The 15,286-nt window shown below is 65.3% G+C and carries 16 protein-coding genes; 14 read left to right on the top strand and 2 right to left on the bottom strand.

The annotated features are described in order from the left end of the window. Together ACNI3Q_RS04925 and ACNI3Q_RS04930 are read right to left on the bottom strand one after the other, a co-directional pair. Window positions 1-207: a ParD-like family protein gene (locus ACNI3Q_RS04925; RefSeq protein ID WP_426274475.1), complete on the bottom strand. Its 207-nt coding sequence runs from the start codon at window positions 205-207 to the stop codon at window positions 1-3. A 69-nt stretch (window positions 208-276) separates the two neighbouring features. Beyond that, window positions 277-1,095 (bottom strand): Coq4 family protein, encoded by an 819-nt coding sequence (locus ACNI3Q_RS04930; RefSeq protein WP_426274477.1) that lies wholly within the window; start codon window positions 1,093-1,095, stop codon window positions 277-279. A gap of 158 nt (window positions 1,096-1,253) precedes the next feature. On the opposite strand from ACNI3Q_RS04930, the gene ACNI3Q_RS04935 reads away from it, so the two are divergent. The 14 genes from ACNI3Q_RS04935 (at window position 1,254) to ACNI3Q_RS05000 (ending at window position 15,245) form a co-directional block, all read left to right on the top strand. Further along, the gene (locus ACNI3Q_RS04935; RefSeq protein WP_426274479.1) at window positions 1,254-1,508 is read left to right on the top strand and encodes a helix-turn-helix transcriptional regulator; all 255 of its coding nucleotides are present in this window, start codon (window positions 1,254-1,256) and stop codon (window positions 1,506-1,508) included. After that, on the top strand, window positions 1,477-2,169 hold the full coding sequence (locus tag ACNI3Q_RS04940; RefSeq protein ID WP_426274481.1) for a hypothetical protein: 693 nt from the start codon (window positions 1,477-1,479) through the stop codon (window positions 2,167-2,169). The genes ACNI3Q_RS04935 and ACNI3Q_RS04940 overlap by 32 nt, the downstream gene beginning before the upstream one ends. 84 nt (window positions 2,170-2,253) lie before the next feature. Next, the gene (locus ACNI3Q_RS04945) at window positions 2,254-3,180 is read left to right on the top strand and encodes a bifunctional riboflavin kinase/FAD synthetase (protein WP_426274483.1); all 927 of its coding nucleotides are present in this window, start codon (window positions 2,254-2,256) and stop codon (window positions 3,178-3,180) included. A gap of 209 nt (window positions 3,181-3,389) precedes the next feature. After that, the gene (locus ACNI3Q_RS04950; protein WP_426274485.1) at window positions 3,390-6,311 is read left to right on the top strand and encodes an isoleucine--tRNA ligase; all 2,922 of its coding nucleotides are present in this window, start codon (window positions 3,390-3,392) and stop codon (window positions 6,309-6,311) included. Next, window positions 6,308-6,841 (top strand): signal peptidase II, encoded by a 534-nt coding sequence (gene lspA, locus ACNI3Q_RS04955; RefSeq protein WP_426274487.1) that lies wholly within the window; start codon window positions 6,308-6,310, stop codon window positions 6,839-6,841. Before ACNI3Q_RS04950 ends, lspA begins: the two co-directional genes overlap by 4 nt. Then, complete coding sequence (locus ACNI3Q_RS04960) at window positions 6,834-7,247, top strand: DUF3035 domain-containing protein (protein WP_426274489.1); 414 nt, start codon at window positions 6,834-6,836, stop codon at window positions 7,245-7,247. Before lspA ends, ACNI3Q_RS04960 begins: the two co-directional genes overlap by 8 nt. Before the next feature lie 96 nt (window positions 7,248-7,343). Continuing rightward, complete coding sequence (locus tag ACNI3Q_RS04965; protein WP_426274491.1) at window positions 7,344-8,732, top strand: S41 family peptidase; 1,389 nt, start codon at window positions 7,344-7,346, stop codon at window positions 8,730-8,732. Between the two features lie 19 nt (window positions 8,733-8,751). Next, complete coding sequence (locus ACNI3Q_RS04970; RefSeq protein WP_426274493.1) at window positions 8,752-9,225, top strand: disulfide bond formation protein B; 474 nt, start codon at window positions 8,752-8,754, stop codon at window positions 9,223-9,225. Beyond that, the gene (locus ACNI3Q_RS04975; RefSeq protein ID WP_426274495.1) at window positions 9,222-9,755 is read left to right on the top strand and encodes a demethoxyubiquinone hydroxylase family protein; all 534 of its coding nucleotides are present in this window, start codon (window positions 9,222-9,224) and stop codon (window positions 9,753-9,755) included. The genes ACNI3Q_RS04970 and ACNI3Q_RS04975 overlap by 4 nt, the downstream gene beginning before the upstream one ends. A 52-nt stretch (window positions 9,756-9,807) precedes the next feature. Then, window positions 9,808-10,209 (top strand): hypothetical protein, encoded by a 402-nt coding sequence (locus tag ACNI3Q_RS04980; RefSeq protein ID WP_426274497.1) that lies wholly within the window; start codon window positions 9,808-9,810, stop codon window positions 10,207-10,209. Between the two features lie 56 nt (window positions 10,210-10,265). Next, window positions 10,266-11,513: a putative DNA modification/repair radical SAM protein gene (locus ACNI3Q_RS04985; RefSeq protein ID WP_426274499.1), complete on the top strand. Its 1,248-nt coding sequence runs from the start codon at window positions 10,266-10,268 to the stop codon at window positions 11,511-11,513. After that, on the top strand, window positions 11,510-12,925 hold the full coding sequence (locus ACNI3Q_RS04990) for a UdgX family uracil-DNA binding protein (protein ID WP_426274501.1): 1,416 nt from the start codon (window positions 11,510-11,512) through the stop codon (window positions 12,923-12,925). The genes ACNI3Q_RS04985 and ACNI3Q_RS04990 overlap by 4 nt, the downstream gene beginning before the upstream one ends. Before the next feature lie 36 nt (window positions 12,926-12,961). Then, on the top strand, window positions 12,962-13,981 hold the full coding sequence (locus ACNI3Q_RS04995) for a LacI family DNA-binding transcriptional regulator (protein WP_426274503.1): 1,020 nt from the start codon (window positions 12,962-12,964) through the stop codon (window positions 13,979-13,981). 10 nt (window positions 13,982-13,991) lie between these two features. Beyond that, complete coding sequence (locus tag ACNI3Q_RS05000; RefSeq protein ID WP_426274505.1) at window positions 13,992-15,245, top strand: MFS transporter; 1,254 nt, start codon at window positions 13,992-13,994, stop codon at window positions 15,243-15,245. The last annotated feature ends 41 nt before the right edge of the window (window positions 15,246-15,286 follow it).

Raw genomic sequence — 15,286 nt, forward strand, 5'->3', positions numbered from 1 at the left:
TCAGGCGACACGGGCGTGATCCGGCTCGATCCGCGCCCGCTGCATCTCCATTTGCACGATCTCGGTAAAGCTGATCGCGGGATTGGCCTCGGCCAGCATCCCGATCTTCATCCAGAATTCGGCCTGCGCGTTGATCGACCGGCACATGACTGCGCTCGCCCGTCGCACCGCCTCGTGCAGTTCGTCCTCGATCTTCACGATGCCCATGCGCCGCAATCCTCCATGAATATACGAACCATATACGATCCGTATATTCCGGGGTCAATCGCGGCGGGTTCAGATGCCCTGAATGCCCTGTTCGCGAAGCCGCGCCTGCGCCGCCTTGTACTTCACCGGCTCGGCGATGTTCAGGCGGCGGCGCGCCGCGTCCAGCGGCTCGGCCAGCAATGCCTCATAATCCTCGCCATGCAGCCAGGATGCGCGCTTGCCGTTGCGATATCCCTCGATCACCGCCTGTGCGAACAGCCGCTCGCCCGTGACCTTCAGGCTCTTGAGCGCCGCCGCCACGCCGATCGCGGCCCAGCCCAGCCCGCCCGTCTGTGCATAGGAAAACGCGACCAGGCACGCCTCGCCCAGATGCTCTTCGGCGGTATAGCCGGTCAGCACGTGCCAGATGTCGTGAATGTCGCGCTCGCGCCGGCCCATCCATGCAACGGGGTGCTCGATCGACTGCCAGCCCTCGTTGTCGGCCACCGAAATGTCCGCCAGCCCCTTGGCCGAAAATCCGGTGCGATCCAGGAACGCCCGGTAATGCGCCCCCACCGAACCTTCGGGCAGCGCGTCCAGCCATGCCCGGTCGCAAAACCGCTCGGACAGTTCGCGCCGGTGATAGGCCAGCCGCCCGCCGACGGGATGCGCCAGCATCCGGCGGTAATTGCGCAGCGTCACATCACCGTTCAGCGCGCGCATGATGCGGAACACCTGCACCGTATCGTCGCCATTGGCCATCAGCGCGCGGGTCGCGCGCCACGCCGCACCCCAGTTGCGCCGCACCGGCATACCGGGATTATGCCCGGGATTATGCGGGGTCTCCGCCACCTCGACCGCAGCGGTCGGCGCGGGATCAATGCGAATCATTTCAGCCTGGGTCGCCATAGCCACCTTCCTACTTACACGAGTGTTAATAGTTGGTGTGCACTGCGGAATCAAGAGGGGGCACAACCTCGCCGCGCCTGTCCAACACTCTTTACATTTGGGGCGAATCATGACAAGAACTCTTGTCATATGGACCAGAGTGTTTGTCAGGTGCGGGCGTGAAGAACCGGCTGCGCGTCATGCGGGCCGAAACGGGCATCAGCCAGGGCGATCTGGCCCGGATGCTCGGCGTGTCGCGTCAGACGATCAACGCGGTCGAAACCGACAAATACGACCCCAGCCTGCCGCTCGCGCTCAGGCTGGCCAGATTGTTCGGCACGGGTGTCGATTCGATCTTTCTCGACGACTGGACGCCCCCCGAACCGCTGACGGGAGGAACGGATGATGACGGGAACGGCGACGATGGCGAATGAAGCGGCGGGCTGGCGGCAGAAACTGGTCGGCATCGGCCTTAAGCTTCTGGCCGGGGCGGTGGTTGGCGGGCTGGTCGGCTTTCTGTTCGGCAAATGGCTGAAGACGTCGGGCCAGCTCGATGGCGCGGCCCCCTGGCCGGGTGAGGATATCGCCTCGCTCGCCATCGCCGCGGTCCTGGTGTTTGCCGGCGTAATGACGTGGTTCGCCGCGTCCAGCCCGGCGCGCTATGCCCGGATGATCGACAAGACGATGGAACCGGGCGAAACGGTCGATCCCGACGCCATCTGGTCCGCGCGGATGCAGGCCGCGCTGTGCACGCTGGCCGGGCTGTTGTTCGCCGCCCCGCCGCTGCTCGCCAACCTCGCCGATCTGCCCGCCATCGGCGCGCCTGCTGCCGTCGCGATCCTGGCGCTGGTGGCGGTGGAAAGCTGGCTCAACATCCGTTTGTGGCGGCGGTCGGACGAACTGAACCGATCGATCATCGCACAGACGGGCGCGGTCTGTTTCTGGACGATGCAGCTTGCCCTGTTCATCTGGGCGACGCTGGCCAAGCTGGCGCTGGTGCCCGACGTGTCCAGCTGGACGATGCTGACCGTGCTGATGGCCGGTTATCTGCTCGCCTCGATCTGGGTCGGCTGGCGGCGCGGTCTGGTTCAGTAACCGGCGCGGCCCGACACGGCCCCTCCGGATACCGCCCGCCGACGGCATTGGCTTCCGGGTCCGCCGCCCCTATAGCCCGCCGCCATGGAGCGGCTTGACGGCGGCTCGGCGCTGCCCCCCGCGTTTCGCGGCGGCATCGTCGCGCTGGGCAATTTCGACGGGTTTCACGCCGGGCATCAGGCCGTGGCGGATGAGGCGATCCGCTGGGCGCACGCGCTTGGCCGCCCGGCAATCATTGCCACCTTCGATCCGCATCCCGTCCGCTTTTTCCGCCCCGACACCCCGCCCTTCCGCCTGACCACGCTGGATCAGCGGCAGCGATTGTTCGCCGATGCCGGGGCCGATGCGATGCTTGTCTTCGGCTTCGATGCCGCGCTGGCCGGTCTGTCCGCCCGGCAATTCTGTGCCGAACGGCTCGTCGCGCATGCCGGGGCGGCGGGCGTCGTCACCGGCGCTGACTTCACCTTTGGCAAGGGCCGCGACGGCAATGTGCAGGTGCTGGCGATGCTGGGCGAAACCCTCGGCTTTTCCGCCCGCATCGTCGCTCCGGTCAGCGATGGCGAAGTCATTTCCTCCAGCCGCATCCGCGCCGCGCTTCAGGCGGGAAACCCGCGCGAAGCCACGCGCCTGCTCACCCGCCCCTTCGCGGTCGAGGGCGTGGTGGAACATGGCGCAAAGCTGGGGCGCCAACTCGGCTATCCCACCGCCAACCTGTCGATGGGCCAGTATCTGCGCCCCGCCTATGGCATCTATGCCGTGCGCGGCCACCTTTCCGACGGGCGCGTGCTGGACGGCGCGGCCAATCTCGGCATCCGCCCGACGATCGAGGGTCAGGCGACGGAGCTGCTCGAACCCTATTTCTTCGATTTTTCGGGCGACCTTTATGGTCAGCGGATCGAGGTCGAATTCATCGACTTCATCCGGCCGGAGGGGCGGTTCGACAGCCTCGATGCGCTCAAGGATCAGATGGCGCGCGATTGCGATGCGGCGCGCGCGGCGCTCGCCCGCTAAACCGCTGGTAATGTAGGATTTCGTCTGCTTCGCTGGCGGCATGATCGCGCCCGCTTCGCCCTCCTGTACCCATGCATGGCCAGTCGACGTCGCTCGTAAACCGGTTCATTTTGTCAAAACTGTCAAAACTCGCCCGTCAACCGCCCGCCACGCCCCTAGCGCAAACGGTTTGTCACCCCCGCCTGCCCGCGCTAATGCGCGCAGTTCCTATGACCGATACGACCGATCCCAAGCGGGACTACCGCGACACCGTCTTCCTTCCCGTCACCGACTTTCCGATGAAGGCCGGGCTTGCGGGCAAGGAACCGCAGATCCTCGATCGCTGGGCGCGGATCGGGATTTACGATGCCTTGCGCAAGCAGCGCGCCGGGCGCGAACGCTTCATCCTGCACGACGGCCCGCCCTATGCGAATGGCGACATTCACATGGGCCATGCGATGAACAAGGTGCTGAAGGACATCATCGTCCGCTCGCAATCCCTGATGGGCAAGGACGCACCCTATGTCCCCGGCTGGGATTGCCACGGCCTGCCGATCGAATGGAAGATCGAGGAGGCGTATCGCAAGAAAAAGCAGTCGAAGGACGAGGTGCCCCCCGCCGAGTTCCGCGCCGAATGCCGCGCCTATGCGGCGCACTGGGTGGGCGTGCAGTCCGCGCAGTTCCAGCGCCTCGGCGTCATGGGCGACTGGACCGACCCGTACCTGACCATGAAGTTCGAGGCAGAGGCGACGATCGCAGGCGAGCTTTTGAAGTTCGCGGAGTCGGGTCAGCTCTATCGCGGTGCCAAACCGGTGATGTGGTCCCCCGTCGAAAAAACCGCCCTGGCCGAGGCCGAGGTGGAATATGAGGACGTCACGAGCACCCAGATCGACGTCGCATTCGAGATCGTCGATGCACCCAACGCCCCCGAACTGGTCGGCGCCCACGCCGTGATCTGGACCACCACCCCCTGGACGATCCCGGTGAACCAGGCTTTGGCCTACGGGCCGGAAATAGACTATGCAGTCGTTGAACTTTTTTATGTACATTCAACTCAGCAGCTTGATGGAACGCCTCAATTCATAGCGAGTGGGCCTGATCCACTCCGAATCCTAATCGCCTGGCCGGATGCATTTGCTGGACGTGATGCACTGTTGTTGGATCTATTCGAGCGTATCGGCTCAATAAATATTCAGGGGAAGACATTTCAGCCAATAAAAGGCGAAGTGCTATGGACCGGCAAAGGCACCGCCCTCGCCGGAGCCAAGGCGCGCCATCCGATGCACGAACTGGGCGGCTTCTTCGCCAAGCCGCGCCCCTTCCTCCCCGGTGATTTCGTCACCACCGACGCGGGCACCGGCCTTGTCCACATGGCCCCCGATCATGGCGAGGACGATTTCGCGCTGTGCAAGGCGAACGGAATCGAACCCGTTTTCGCGGTAATGGACGATGGCCGCTACCGCGACGACTGGGCATGGCTAGGCGGTGCGGACGAACGCCGCCTCAGCGTCATCAACGCCAAGTTCAACGCCCCCGAAGGCCCGATCTGCGCAGACCTGCGCACGGCTGGTGCCCTCCTCTCCGCCGCCCCCTTCCAGCACAGCTATCCCCACAGCTGGCGGTCAAAGGCTCGCATCATCTTCCGCTGCACCCCCCAATGGTTCATCCCGATGGACCGGGAGCCGGACGGGCTTAAGCTGGCAGTTGCGACTGGTCATACTGGTACTGGAACGCTGCGGCACAAGGCGCTCGACGCCATCGACCGCACCCGATTCGTCCCGGAAAAGGGCCGCAACCGCATCCGTTCGATGGTGGAGGGGCGGCCCGACTGGGTGATCAGCCGCCAGCGCGCCTGGGGCGTGCCCATCGCGCTCTATGTCAACCGCCAGACGGGCGATTACCTCCGCGATCCAGCGGTCAACGCCCGCATCCTCGATGCCTTCCGCACCGGCGGAGCCGACGCCTGGTACGTCGCCGATCATCAGGCGCTGCTTGGCACCGACCACAATCTCGCCGATTATGATGTCGTCACCGACATTCTCGACGTTTGGTTCGATTCAGGCTCCACTCACAGCTTCGTGGTCGAGGCACGCTATGGCGAGGGTGCCCGCGCCAACCTGTATCTGGAGGGGTCGGACCAGCATCGCGGCTGGTTCCAGTCCAGCTTGCTGGAAAGCTGCGGCACGCGCGGCCGTGCGCCCTATGATGCCGTCCTGACCCACGGCTTCGCGCTGGATGGTCAGGGCCGCAAGATGTCGAAATCGCTGGGCAATGTTGTCGATCCGCTCAAGGTGATCGACGAATCGGGCGCCGACATCCTCCGCCTCTGGGTCGCGCAGACCGATTATTTCGAGGATGTGCGCATCGGCAAGGAAGTGCTGGCGGGCACCGGCGATGCCTATCGGAAACTGCGCAACACCTTCCGCTACCTTCTCGGCGCGCTGGCCGGCTTCACCGATGCGGAGAAGCTGCCGGTCGAACAGATGCCGGAGCTTGAGCGCTATATCCTCACCCGGCTCGGCGCGCTGGATGTGGAATTGCGGGCCGCCGCCGAAGCGTTCGAATTCAACCGCTACAGCCGCGCCCTGATCGACTTCGCCCAGGACGATCTGTCCGCCTTCTTCTTCGATATCCGCAAGGACTCGCTGTATTGCGATGCGCCGGACAGCGTGAAGCGCCGCGCCTGCCGCACCGTGATGGACGTGCTGTTCCACGCCCTTGTCCGCTATGCCGCGCCCATCCTGTGCTTCACGGCAGAGGAAGTGTGGCAGGCCCGCTTCCCGTCGGAGGACGGCTCGGTCCACTTCCTTGAATGGCCGGAACTGCCTGCGCTGCCCGGCGACGATCCGATGATGACCGAATGGGCCGATATCCGCCGCCAGCGCGAGGCGGTGACCGAAGCGATCGAGCCGCTACGCCGCGAAAAAATCGTCCGCTCCAGCCTGGAGGCGGAGGTGACGGTGCCGAACCTGCTGCGTCCGGCGGGCGAACTGGCCGAAATCTTCATCGTCGCCGCCGTGCATGACGGCGCGGATGACGGCATCACCGTCGCCCGCACCGCACATCACAAGTGCGGCCGCTGCTGGCGTCTGCTGCCCGAGGTTGTCGAGGACGGCGCACTGTGCGACCGGTGCGCAGAGGTGATTGCATGATCCGCAACCTGGTTGGCCTTGGCGGCATCACCGCCCTTCTCGTCCTGATCGCGGATCAGGTGGTGAAATATATCGTCACCGGCCCGCTCGGCCTGACGCAGGAGGGACAGGAAATCGCCGTCCTGCCCATCTTCACCCTGCGTTTCGTGATGAACGAGGGGGTGTCGATGGGGATGCTTCAGGCGGAAAACGACCTGATGCGCTGGGCCCTGGTCGCGATGACCGGCGCCATTGCCATTGCCGTTGCCTGGTGGATCACGCGGGAAACCAGCCGCCCGGATCTGTTTGCGCTTGGCTTGGTGCTGGGCGGGGCCATCGGCAACATCATCGACCGAATCCGGTTCGGCTATGTCGTCGATTATGCCGACCTGCATTTCGGCGACTGGTCGCCCTTTCTGGTGTTCAACGTGGCCGATGCCGCGATCAGCATCGGTGTCGTTATCCTGCTTGCGCGCGCCCTGCTTGTGCGCGACAAGCCGCAGCAACAGGGCGGACCCAGCGATTCCGCAACGGAGAATGTGAATGCGTAAGGCCATCCTTGCCGCCGGACTTGCCGGCATCGTGCTCAGCACCGCTGCCTGTGGCGGCCGTGGCGGCCTTGACCGCAACCGGCCCGACGAATTCGCCGTCGCGCGTCAGGCGCCGCTGGTGATCCCGCCCGATTTCGCGCTGGTGCCGCCGCAGCCCGGCGCCGCCCGTCCGCAGGAAAACGGCCCGCAACAGGAAGCGCTGGAGGCATTGTTCGGCAAGCCTGCACCGCGCAGCGCCACCGAAACCTCGATGCTGGAAGCCGCTGGCGCTTCGGGTGCAGAGGTCGGCGTGCGCTCCTCGGTCGGCGATCCCGACACCAGCGTGGTGAACAAGGGCACGACCACCCGTGACATTATCGCCGCGCCGCAGGGCGATGGGCAAACGGCCCGCGTCGTCACCCCCTGATTGCGCTTCATCCGGCGTTCATCGCGGCAGGCCTTTGCTAGTGGCTATTTAAGCCGCTAGTCTGGTGCCATGGCCACTTCAAAAGCGATCCGCCCGATGATCCGTCCCCTGCTGCAAGCCACTGCCCTGGTGGGCGCGCTGGCGATGATCCCGGTCGCCACCGGCGCGATGGCGCAGGTCGATACCGAAAGCTATCGCGAGCTGGACGCCTTCATGGACGTCTACACCCGCGTCCGCGCCCAATATGTCGACCAGGTGGACGACAAGACGCTGATGAAGGGCGCGATCCAGGGGATGCTGGCCGCGCTCGATCCGCACAGCTCCTATGTCGATGCGCTCGATTTCGAGAATATGCGCATCGCGACCGAAGGGAATTATGGCGGCCTTGGCCTGTCGGTGACGATGGAGGACGGGGTGGTCAAGGTGATTGCCCCGACCGAAGACACCCCCGCCTTCCGCGCCGGGATCAAGGCGGGCGACTATATCACCCATATCGATAACAAGCTGATCTACGGCGAAACGCTGGACGCCGCGGTCACCTCGATGCGCGGCCCGCCGGGCAGCAAGATTACCATCACCATCGTCCGCCCCGGCCGCGAAAAGCCGATGGACGTTCAGCTCACCCGCGAAACCATCGTTCAAAAGGCGGTGAAGTGGGAGGTTAAGGACGGCATCGGCATCATCAACATCAACACCTTTTCCGGCACGACCGGCGCCGAAACCCGCGCCGCGATCGCGGCGATCGACAAGACGCTGGGCAAAAAGCCGCTCGGCTATGTCATCGACCTGCGGGACAATGGCGGCGGCCTGCTGTCCCAGGCGGTCGAGGTGTCGGACATCTTTCTGGCCAATGGCGAAATCGTGTCGCAGCGCGGCCGGGAAAAGGGCGATATCGAACGCTATTTCGCCGATCAGCCTGATCGGTACCAGTCAGGCCGCACCGTGGTGAAGGGCGATCTGACCGGCGGGTTGCCGCTGATCGTGCTGGTGGATGCCGGCACCGCTTCGGCATCCGAAATCGTCGCCGGTGCGGTTCAGGATCACCATCGCGGCCTCGTGATGGGTGAAACCACCTTCGGCAAGGGGTCGGTGCAGACCCTGATTCAGGTCGGCCCGCAATCCGCGCTGCGCCTGACGACGGCGCGCTATTACACGCCGTCCGGCCGGTCGGTACAGGAAGGCGGCATCAGCCCCGACCTCGCCGTGCCCCAGATCAGCGACCCAGACCGGCGCAGCCGCCGCGTGATCCGCGAGGCGGACCTGCGCCGCCATCTGGTCAACGAGGCAAAGGTCGACGACAAGCTGCTCGAAGACGATGCCAAGGACGATCCCCGCTTCTCCGCCAAGCCAGAGGACCTGAAGAAGCAGGGCATCGAGGATTTCCAGCTGCATTATGCGCTGCAGACCATCGGCCGCCTTGGCCCGAACGTGCGACAGGCCGCGACGGAAAAGGCGGCGGCGGGCAAGCCCGCGGGCGGCCGCTGATCGCCGGTAGCACCGCCGCATGAGCCCGTCCCTCCGGCTGGCGCGCTGGATCGCGTTTCTGCTGCCGCTGTCCCTGATCCTGGGGGCGCTGGCATCGCAATATCTGGGCGGGTTGTACCCGTGCGAGCTGTGCCACTGGCAACGCTGGCCCCATTACGCGGCGATCGTGCTGGCCGGACTGGCTTTTGTCATTCCGGGGCGCAGCCAGCGGACCGGCCTGGTGACGCTGGCGATGCTGGCCATCCTGATCAGCGGGCTGATCGGCGTCTATCACGCCGGGGTGGAATATCACTGGTGGCCCAATCTTGCGCCCTGCGCGTCAACGATGACCGGTGCGGGCACGATTGAGGACATCCTGGCGATGCCGGTCATCTCCTGCGACCAGCCGCAATGGACTTTTGCCGGTATTTCCCTTGCCGGGTTCAATGCGCTGTTGTCGCTGAGCGGCGCCCTCACCATCTTGGCGCTGTTGGTCATGAGGAAGCCGCTATGAGTATCGCAGCCCCCCGCTCCGCCCCGAACATCGAATCGATGATCCGCGTCAATCAGGCGGGCGAATATGGCGCGACCCGCATCTATGCCGGCCAGCTTGCCGTGATGGGCGATCGCGGTGAGGCGGCCCGCGCAATCGCCGGCATGGCCCGGCAGGAAGAGCGCCACCGCGCCTTTTTCGACCGGATGATGGCGGAACGGCGCGTGCGGCCGACCATCCTGCATCCGCTGTGGGATGCGGCGGGGTTCGCGCTGGGCGCTGTCACTGCCGCGATCGGCCCGAAGGCGGCGATGGCCTGCACCGTTGCGGTCGAGACAGAGATTGACCGCCATTATCGCGATCAGCTCGACGAACTGGGCGATACCGACCCCGAATTGTCGGCGGCGGTTGCAGAATTTCGGGCCGAAGAGCTGGAGCACAAGGACGCAGCGCTAGAGGCAGGCGCCGAACAGGCCATCGCCTATCCCGTGCTGTCCGGCGTGATCCGCCTGGGCTGCCGAGCCGCCATCGCGCTGTCGAAGCGAATTTGATGCCATTCACCCCCGTCATGCGTTAATGGTGCAGAGAGAGGAGCTTAACAGGATGACCCGCACTGCACTGATCGCGTTGGCGGCCCTTGCCGGCGTTGCAACGATCCCCGCCCCGGCGAGCGCGCAGACGGTGCGCGGCGGCGTGCTCGACATCTTCGGCGATGACAAATGCCCGACCAATTCGGATGGCGAGGAGATTTATGTCTGCCGCCGCCTGCCCGAAGGTGAGCGGTTCCGCATCCCGCAGAAACTCCGCGACCCGGAAATCGCACCCAGCAAGGAAAGCTGGGCCGTGCGGCAGGAAGATGCGCTGCGCGTCGGCGATTTCGGCACGGGCAGCTGCTCGACCGTCGGAGCCGGCGGTGGCACCGGGTGCTTCGCCCGCGCCGCCCGCGCATCAAAGGCCGATTCGCGCGCCCGGCGTGAGGCAGAGACGGATCTGCCGCTGGAATAACCCGCCCCGCCCGCGTTCCCCTTGCCCTTTGCGGCAACAGAACATAAAAGGAACGGATGGCACAGCTCGATACGCGGCAGAAACTGGAAATCCTTGCCGACGCGGCCAAATATGATGCCAGCTGCGCGTCATCGGGCACGACCAAGCGCCATTCGCGCGATGGAAAGGGGCTGGGTTCGACCACAGGGTCGGGCATCTGTCACGCCTACACCCCCGATGGCCGGTGCATCAGCTTGTTAAAGATCCTGCTGACCAACAGCTGTGTGTTTGATTGCCATTATTGCATCAACCGGAAGAGCAGCAATGTGCGCCGCGCCCGCTTTACCGCGCGCGAAGTGGTTGATCTGACGCTCAATTTCTATCGCCGCAATTATATCGAGGGACTGTTTCTGTCCTCCGGCATCATCCACTCGTCCAACTACACCATGGAACAGTTGGTCGAGGTTGCGCGGTCGCTGCGCGAGGATCACCAGTTTCGCGGTTATATCCACCTCAAGACGATCCCGGACGCGGACCCGGAACTGATCGCGGCGGCGGGCCGCCATGCCGATCGCATTTCGATCAACATCGAATTGCCGACCGCCGCGGGCCTGAAGCGACTGGCCCCGGAAAAGTCGGAGGGACAGATCGAAGGCGCGATGGGCGGCATGGCCCGGTCGATCCTGGACGCCCGCGATGCGCGCAAACGCTATCGCTCGGCGCCGCGCTTTGCCCCCGGTGGCCAATCGACGCAGATGATCGTCGGAGCGGACGCCGCGTCCGACCGCGACATCGTGGGCCGAGCAGCGACGCTGTATGACCGATTTGCACTGCGCCGCGTCTATTATTCAGCGTTCAGCCCGATCCCGTCGGCCAGCACGGTCCTGCCGCTGAAACGCCCGCCGCTGATGCGGGAACATCGCCTGTATCAATCGGACTGGCTGATGCGGTTTTACGGTTTTGCGCCGGCCGAGGTTGCCGATGCGGCAGACAGCGGAACGGGAATGCTGCCGCTCGACATCGATCCCAAACTGGCCTGGGCGCTCAAGCACCGGGAACGGTTTCCGGTCGACATCAACCGGGCACCGCGCGAAATGCTGCTCCGGGTACCGGGTCTGGGCGTCAAGGCGGTCAACGCCATCCTTGCGGCGCGGCGCCATCGGCGGCTTCGGCTGGAGGATGTGGCCCGGCTTACCGTTTCCATTGCCAGGCTTCGGCCGTTCCTTGTCGCGGCGGACTGGCGCCCGGTAATGCTCAGCGACAGCTTGGCAATCGAACGCAGCCTCAGGCCGCAGCGCGAACAGCTGGAGCTGTTCCCGGCTTGACGCATCAGGTCACGCTGGATGAGCCGGACGATTTCGACGGCTGGCGACAGGCGGCCCGCGCGCTGGCGCTGGCCCGCGTTGTGCCCGATGGCGCGGTCTGGCGCGTGGCGGGCGATGCGGGTGATCTGTTCGGCGCCGATGCCCCGCTGCCGCCGCCATCCGATCCGCCCGTCAATCTGCGCGTGCCCCGGGCGTTTCTCGACCTTGCCCGAAGCGCCATCCAGCATAGCGACCCCAGCCGGTTCGCGCGCCTCTATGCCCTGCTGATCCGGCTGCAGCGGCAACCGGGGGCGATCGAGGATCGGGCGGACCCGGCGCTTCGCCAGTTGGAGGACATGGCCAAGGCAGTGCGGCGGGACATTCACAAGATGCGCGCCTTTGTCCGGTTCCGCACCGTGCTGGATCAGGACGGGGACCGGTTCGTCGCGTGGTTCGAACCGCAGCATCATATCGTGCGGCATAATGCCCGGTTCTTCGTGGATCGCTTTGCCGCGATGCGCTGGTCGATCCTGACACCGGCGCTGTCGATCCATTGGGACGGATCAACATTGGTCGAAGGGCCCGGTGCAACGCGCGCCGATGCGCCTGCGGACGACCCGGTCGAGGCGATCTGGAAGACTTATTACGGTGCGATCTTCAATCCCGCCCGCGTCAAGATCGGCGCGATGCTGAAGGAAATGCCGCGCAAATACTGGCACAACATGGCCGAAACGGCGTTGATCGGACAATTGATTGCGGGGGCGCATCAACGGGAAAGCCGCATGATCGACACCGCTGCGCAGCCCTCTCCATCCGGCAACGCCGCCGGCGCCATCGCCGCCCTGCGGGAAGAGGCGGTAAGCTGTCGTCGCTGTCCCCTGTGGCAACCCGCAACGCAGACGGTGTTTGGCGAAGGGCCACCGGACGCCGACATCATGCTGGTCGGCGAACAGCCGGGCGATCAGGAGGATCTGGCCGGCCATCCCTTTGTCGGCCCGGCGGGTCAGGTGCTGGACGCCGCGCTGGCCGAGGCCGGGCTGGATCGCGCGCGGTTGTATGTCACCAACGCGGTGAAGCATTTCAAGTTCGAGCCGCGCGGCAAGCGGCGGATCCATCAATCGCCCGTCACGGACGAAATCCGGGCATGCCAATGGTGGCTGGATCAGGAGCGGGCGATCGTGCGGCCACGGCTGACCATCGCGCTGGGCGCAACGGCGGCACGCGCACTTGCCGGAAAAGCCGTCACCATCGGGCGCGAGCGGGGACGGCCGGTGCAGTTTGCAGACGGGGGGGCGGGCTGGATCACGGTCCATCCCAGCTATCTGCTGCGCCTGCCCGACCCAGCGCTTGCCGAAACGGAGCGGCGCAGATTCGTGGAGGAACTGGCGGCTGCCCGGGCCTGGGTCGAGGCCGGGGCCGGTGCGTCAGGATGATTGACGATCCAGTGCTTTGCCGTCAGGACTTGCGGAGTGACAGGGGCAAAGAGGACAACGATCCGGGAGGTCGCGGAGCGCGCTGGCGTTTCCACCAAGACGGTGTCGCGCGTCCTGAACAACGAACCCCATGTGACCGCAGCAGTCCGCGAACGCGTGAACGCCGCCACACGGGAACTGGATTACCACCCCAATATGCTGGCCCAGGGGCTGGTGCGGCGTCGCTCCTATCTGCTGGGTCTGGTCTATGAAAAGCCCAGCCCCAGCTATGTCGTCGACCTTCAGATGGGCGTGCTCGACCGGTTGCGGGAGGAGCGGTATCGCCTGATCGTGCTGCCGGTTCACTCGATCGCCACGCGCGCGCATGAGGTGACGGGACTGTTGCGGTCGGCGGCGCTGGACGGCGTCGTGCTGGCCCCGCCGGCATCGGATCATCCCCGCATCCTGCGCGAACTGACATCGGCGCAGCTCCCCTTTGCCCGCATTGCGCCAACGCAAATGCTGGAACTGGGCAACAACAACCTGCTGGACGATGTGGCGGCGGCGCGCGGCATTGCCAATCACGTGCTTGCACAGGGGCACCGGCGGATCGCGATCATCCTCGGCGATCCGACCCATTCCGCCAGCCAGGCCCGCATCGAAGGGTTCGGACAGGCCTTTGCCGAGCATGGCCTGAACATGGCAGAGGCTCCGCGCGGCCAGGGCTATTTCACCTTTGAATCCGGGTTCGAGGCGGCGCAGGCATTGCTGTCCGCCAAGCCGCGACCCACGGCCATCCTGGCGCAGAATGACGACATGGCAGTCGGTGCACTGATGGCCGCCCGGGATCTGGGGCTGGACGTGCCAGGCGATGTTTCAATCGTCGGATTTGACGATTCCGAGGTTTCCCGGATCACCTGGCCCCGGATCACGACCGTGAAACAGCCGGTGTACGACATGGCATTTCGCGCCGCAGAGATGCTGATCCAGCAGCTGGAACAGGGCGAGCGTGCCGACAGCGTCGTGCATCCCCACACGCTGATGCTGCGCGATTCGGTGGCGCCGCCGCGCCGGTGATGGTCGCCGCATGATCACGCGGCGGGAACGGATTGCCTATGCCGCGGGCGATCTGGGCTTCAATTTCGTCTGGCAGTCGATGGAGCTGTTCCTGCTCTTTTTCTACCTGCGCGGGCTTGGCCTGTCCGCAGGGGCGGCGTCGCTGATCTTTCTGATCGGTTCGGTCATCGACTGGGTTGCCGACCCGACCGTCGGTGCGGTTGCAGACCGGATGAGCCGGACGCGCCCGATGCGCATCTGGGTCGGCATTGGCGGCCCGCTGTCCGGCCTGTTGCTTGCACTGGCGTTCATGCCGTTGCCGCTGGACGGATGGCCGCTGTTCGCCGCCGTGCTGGCGATCCATGTCGCGCTGCGCTTTTGCTACAGCCTTGGCAACATCCCCTATGCCGCGCTGACCGCGCGAATTTCGGACCGGCCGCTCGACCATCTGGCACTGACCGGCGCCCGGATGCAGGGTGCGGCGATCGGCGGAATGATCGCGGCCGGCGTCTATTTCGCGATGCCGGCCAATGGCAGCGGCATTGCCGATTTCCGCAGCGGCGCGCTGTTGCTCGCGGTGCTGGCCCTGCCCGCCTTTCTGGCGACCGTGATCGGCGTGCGGGAACGGATCAGCACCGCCGCCCCATCCGACAGCCGATCGTTGATGGAGACCATGGCCGCCCTGCCCGTCATGCTGCGGGGATCGGCCGTGCTGCGCCGGCTGCTTGCCACCATCTTGGTCGCGGGATGCGCCGTGACGGTGGTCAACAAGACGCTCCTTTTGCTGTTCGAGGAACAGGGATCGCTGCGTGCGGGCTATCTTGCCACGTTCCTGCCCGGCCTGACGCTGTTGATTGCAACGCCGCTATGGGCCGCAGCGGCAAGGCGGCGGGGTCGTGTCGCCGTGCTGGTCATTGCGGGCGTGCTGAATGTTGCGGCTGTCCTGGCACTGATCCTGCCGCTTGGCCTGCCCTTTCACCTTGGGGCAATCACGCTGGCGATCACGGCAGGGAACGGCATGTCGGTCATGTTCTGGGCGCTGGTCCCGGTGGTGGTCGAACGATCGGGCGATCAGGGAACGGGCTTTGCCGCGCGCACCTATGCGCTGTGCTCCATCGCCCGGAAACTGGCGCAGGCGATTGCACCGCAGCTGATCGCGCTCAGCCTTACCGGAACGCGCTCCGTCATTCCGGCAATCATCGTAAGTGCGATCGTTGCGCTGATCGTCATCGTCGTCTTTCGCCCGTCCGGATCGACGCCGTCGCTGCGCGAGGCGGCCCGCTGATCGTTCGCGGGCCAAGAGGCGCAGCAGCGGAAGCGCAGGCG

Origin of the sequence: Sphingomonas eleionomae, assembly GCF_049889035.1 — a bacterium.
Lineage (GTDB): Bacteria > Pseudomonadota > Alphaproteobacteria > Sphingomonadales > Sphingomonadaceae > Sphingomonas.

Excerpts from the sequence above, each read along its gene's own strand:
- ACNI3Q_RS04985 (WP_426274499.1), top strand. The coding sequence starts at position 10,266 with ATGGCACAGCTCGATACGCGGCAGAAACTGGAAATCCTTGCCGACGCG.
- ACNI3Q_RS05000 (WP_426274505.1), top strand. The coding sequence starts at position 13,992 with ATGATCACGCGGCGGGAACGGATTGCCTATGCCGCGGGCGATCTGGGC.
- ACNI3Q_RS04930 (WP_426274477.1), bottom strand. The coding sequence starts at position 1,095 with ATGGCGACCCAGGCTGAAATGATTCGCATTGATCCCGCGCCGACCGCT.
- ACNI3Q_RS04925 (WP_426274475.1), bottom strand. The coding sequence starts at position 207 with ATGGGCATCGTGAAGATCGAGGACGAACTGCACGAGGCGGTGCGACGG.
- ACNI3Q_RS04950 (WP_426274485.1), top strand. The coding sequence starts at position 3,390 with ATGACCGATACGACCGATCCCAAGCGGGACTACCGCGACACCGTCTTC.
- ACNI3Q_RS04965 (WP_426274491.1), top strand. The coding sequence starts at position 7,344 with ATGATCCGTCCCCTGCTGCAAGCCACTGCCCTGGTGGGCGCGCTGGCG.
- ACNI3Q_RS04940 (WP_426274481.1), top strand. The coding sequence starts at position 1,477 with ATGATGACGGGAACGGCGACGATGGCGAATGAAGCGGCGGGCTGGCGG.
- ACNI3Q_RS04970 (WP_426274493.1), top strand. The coding sequence starts at position 8,752 with ATGAGCCCGTCCCTCCGGCTGGCGCGCTGGATCGCGTTTCTGCTGCCG.
- lspA (WP_426274487.1), top strand. The coding sequence starts at position 6,308 with ATGATCCGCAACCTGGTTGGCCTTGGCGGCATCACCGCCCTTCTCGTC.
- ACNI3Q_RS04980 (WP_426274497.1), top strand. The coding sequence starts at position 9,808 with ATGACCCGCACTGCACTGATCGCGTTGGCGGCCCTTGCCGGCGTTGCA.
- ACNI3Q_RS04975 (WP_426274495.1), top strand. The coding sequence starts at position 9,222 with ATGAGTATCGCAGCCCCCCGCTCCGCCCCGAACATCGAATCGATGATC.
- ACNI3Q_RS04945 (WP_426274483.1), top strand. The coding sequence starts at position 2,254 with ATGGAGCGGCTTGACGGCGGCTCGGCGCTGCCCCCCGCGTTTCGCGGC.
- ACNI3Q_RS04960 (WP_426274489.1), top strand. The coding sequence starts at position 6,834 with ATGCGTAAGGCCATCCTTGCCGCCGGACTTGCCGGCATCGTGCTCAGC.